Below are 3400 nucleotides of genomic sequence, written 5' to 3'. Positions count from 1 at the left end.
GTCGGCTTATGCCGTGCGTCGGGTTATGCCGACCGTGTCCGGTGGGCCCTGGTGAGCGGGGCGGCCGTCCCCGATCGGTCGGCATAACCCTTGGCGGTCTGGTCAGAGCGTGTCAAGGAATGCCAGCAGGGTGTCCGGAGCGGTGTAGCGTCCGGGCGGGCTGCCGGTAGGGGTTGTGCGGGCGAGTGCCCGTTCCTTGATGCTCATGTCGGCGTGAAGGTAGACCTGTGTGGTCTCGGTCGATTCGTGTCCGAGCCAAAGAGCGATCACGGTGATGTCGACGCCGGCGTGCAAGAGCGCCATCGCTGTGCTGTGCCGCAGCGTGTGCGGCGTGACGTGCTTCTCGGTGAGTGAGGGGCAGATCGCAGTGGCGGCCTTCGCGTGCTTGGCCACGAGTCGCTCGACGGCGTCTCTGCTGAGCGGGGTGCCGCGGCGTGTGGGGAACAGCGGATCTGCGCTGTCGCCGCCCCGCTCGCGCAGCCAGGTTCGGAGCACTTTCACCATGGCGGTGGTGAGTGGGGTGCACCGGTCCTTGCGGCCCTTGCCATGACAGCGCAGATGGGGGCCGGTGCCGAAATGGACGTCCTGGAGTTTCAGGCCGGTCAGCTCGCTGACCCGCAGCCCGGTGTGGACGCCGGTCAGCAGGAGGGCGTGATCACGTCGGCCGGTCCAGGTGGTGCGGTCCGGTGCTGCGACCAGGGCATCGGTCTCCGTCTTGGTCAGGTAGCTGACGATCGCCCGGTCGAATCGTTTCGGCGGGATCGCCAGGACCCGCTGGATCACCGCGGCGTGGTCGGGGGCGCGCAGGGCCGCATAGCGGAAGAACGAACGGATCGCGGCCAGCCGGGCGTTGCGGGTCGCGGCGGTATTGCCGCGGATGGTTTCCAGGTGCTGGAGGAACGCTCCGATCGTCGGAGCGTCCAGGTCGGCGATGCTGAGCCGGGCCGGACGGCGTCCGGTGCGTAGTTCGGCGAAGCCGAGCAGGAGCTTGAAGGTGTCCCGGTAGGAGGCGACGGTGTGCGTGCTGGCCTGGAGTTGGAGCATCAGCTTGTCGGTGAAGAACCCTTGGAGCAGGGGCGCGAGGTCGCTCACGGCCGGCCTCCGAAGCTGGTCTCCAGGCGGGCGGCGGCCAGAGCGAGGAGTTCGGGCGAGCCGGACAGGTACCAGTAGGTCGATTTCGGGTCGGCGTGGCCGAGGTAGGTCGTCAGCAGCGGCAGCTTCGCCTGCACATCGACGCCGTCGTTGTACCAGGTCAGCAGGGTGGCGGTCGCGAACGAATGCCGCAGGTCGTGCAAGCGCGGGCGTCGTTTGTCTTCGCCGCTGGTGACGCCGGCGCCGGCCACCAGGCGGGCGAAGGTGCGCGGGAGGTTGTGGGCGTCCAGCCGAGTGCCTCGGATGGAGACGAAGAAGGCTGGCGTGCTCGGCACGGGGTGCTGGCGGTCACGGTCCCGGGCGTACTTGCCCAGCGCGGTGGTCGTGGTGGCGTGCACCGGGATCTGCCGTGACTTGCCGAACTTCGTGTCCCGGACGGTCAGCACACCCTCGCGCAGGTCCACGTCCGCGCGGTTGAGGCCGCAGGCTTCGGACGTCCGCAGACCGGTCACCGACAGCAGGGAGATCAGCGTGCGCCAGGTGCGGGCCCGGAACGTCGGCGCCAGCAGATCCGCCGCGTCGAGCAGCCGGTCCAGCTCGGCGGGGGTCAACAGATGCGGCGTGATGCGCCGGTAGTGGTGGGGCAGGGCGTCGTCGGGCGGGATCTCGGTGGCGGGCTCGAGGGCCTGCAGGTGCCGGGCGAAGATCCGCACGACCATCAGGCGGCGGCTCCAGTGGACCTGGTCGGTGCTGCGCGGGGTGCTGGTCGCCCAGTCGAGGGCTGCTTGCGTGGTCACGGTGGTGGCGCCGGAGCGTTCCAGGTAGCCGACGAAGCTCATCAGCTTCTCGCCGAAGGTAGTCAGTTTGAACCCCAGGCGGCGGCGCATCGCCAGGTACTCTTCCGCGTGCTGCCGGATCGTGGTCATCGTGCACCTCCGGGCCACGGCCGGGCCAGCGTCCGCAGTGCCGTGTGGTCGACTTTCGCGTAGATGGCGGTGCTCAACTGGCTGCGGTGCCGCAGCACCTGCCCGACCTCGGCCAGCGGCGTCCCGGACCGCAGCATCGCGGTGGCCAGAGTGTGCCGCAGCCGGTGGGCACCCAGGCGGGGCAGACCCGCGTTCGCGCAGGCCCGCCCCATGATCGCCCGGATGCTGGAACCCGTCAGGGCCCGGTAGGGAGCCCGTGCGGTAACGAACAGCGCCGGCGACGAGCACCGGGGACGTGCCCCGGTCAGATACCCCGCCAAGGCCTCGCCGACCTCAACGGGCAGCGGCAGGCGTTCGACGCGGGATCCCTTGCCCCGCACCACGAGCTGCCCGGCCCGCCAGTCGACGTCGGCCAGCGTGAGCGCGGCGACCTCCGCGCCGCGCAGTCCCAGCCGGGCCAGGACGGTCAGAACCGCCTGGTCCCGCTGCCCGGCCGCGGTGCCCGGATCCGGAGCCGCCAGCAGCGCGGCCACCTGATCCGGCTCCAGTCCGCGGGGCAGCGAGGCCAGCCGCCAGCCCGCCACCGCCGGGACCGCCGCGGTCAGCGGCCCCGCGACCAGGCCTTCCACGTGCAGGTAACGCAGCAGCGAGCGCACCCCGGTCACCAGCGCCTTCGCCGACCACACGCTGCGGGCCACGGCTGTCTGCCGGACCATGAAGGCGGTGACCTGCGCGGCATCCAGCCGGGCCAGCGACTCCTCCAAAGGCTCCGGCAACCACGCGAGGAATGTGCGGGCCTGGCTTGCGTAGCAGCGTACGGACTCGGCGGCCAGCCCCCGCTCACCACGCAGATAGGCCCGGTAGTCCGCCAGCAGCACCTCGACCGCGGTATCCCCGCCCGGCTCCGGGCCCGGCACCACCCCACCGTCACGCAGGATCGTGATGACCGCGCCGAGCGAGCGCCGGGCCAGCGGCCCCGCCCCGCAGGACTTCCGCCGCGCGGCCAGGAAGTCTTCCAACACCGGGACCGTCAGCTCAGCCGCTGCCAGCCCTCGTTCCCGCAGCCAGACACTGAGCCGCCGCATCATCCGCACGGCATCGCTCACCGATGACGTCGCATAGCCCAGGCGCACCAGTTCCGAACGCAGCCGGCACTCGTACGACGCCAACGGGCCGGTCATCACCACCGGAGTGGGACCACACCGCCGTCCGCAAACATCCATGATCTTCTCCTGTCTGGAAGGCAATTCGCCTACACAGACAGGGACACAGCAACCCGCGAACCATGACAAGGGTTATGCCGACCGATCGGGGACGGCCGCCCCGCTCACCAGGGCCCACCGGACACGGTCGGCATAACCCGACGCACGGCATAAGCCGAC

The 3400-nt window shown here is 70.6% G+C and carries 3 protein-coding genes; all 3 read right to left on the bottom strand.

Going from position 1 to position 3400, the window contains the following annotated elements; genetic code table 11:
• Positions 1-102 precede the first annotated feature (102 nt).
• The 3 genes from EFK10_RS18595 to EFK10_RS18585 are packed head-to-tail and all read right to left on the bottom strand — an operon-like array spanning position 103 to position 3199.
• Positions 103-1092, bottom strand: coding sequence for a tyrosine-type recombinase/integrase (locus tag EFK10_RS18595; protein WP_127356815.1), 990 nt, complete (start codon positions 1090-1092; stop codon positions 103-105).
• Positions 1089-2018, bottom strand: coding sequence for a tyrosine-type recombinase/integrase (locus EFK10_RS18590; protein ID WP_127356814.1), 930 nt, complete (start codon positions 2016-2018; stop codon positions 1089-1091). The genes EFK10_RS18595 and EFK10_RS18590 overlap by 4 nt, the downstream gene beginning before the upstream one ends.
• Complete coding sequence (locus tag EFK10_RS18585) at positions 2015-3199, bottom strand: site-specific integrase (RefSeq protein ID WP_206305501.1); 1185 nt, start codon at positions 3197-3199, stop codon at positions 2015-2017. Before EFK10_RS18585 ends, EFK10_RS18590 begins: the two co-directional genes overlap by 4 nt.
• Positions 3200-3400: the final 201 nt, after the last annotated feature.

This window comes from Streptomyces soli, assembly GCF_003999195.1.
In the GTDB taxonomy this organism is placed as follows: Bacteria; Actinomycetota; Actinomycetes; order Streptomycetales; family Streptomycetaceae; genus Actinacidiphila; species Actinacidiphila soli.
Note: the sequence above shows the minus strand (reverse complement) of the source record. Positions and strands in the feature narration are given on the sequence as shown.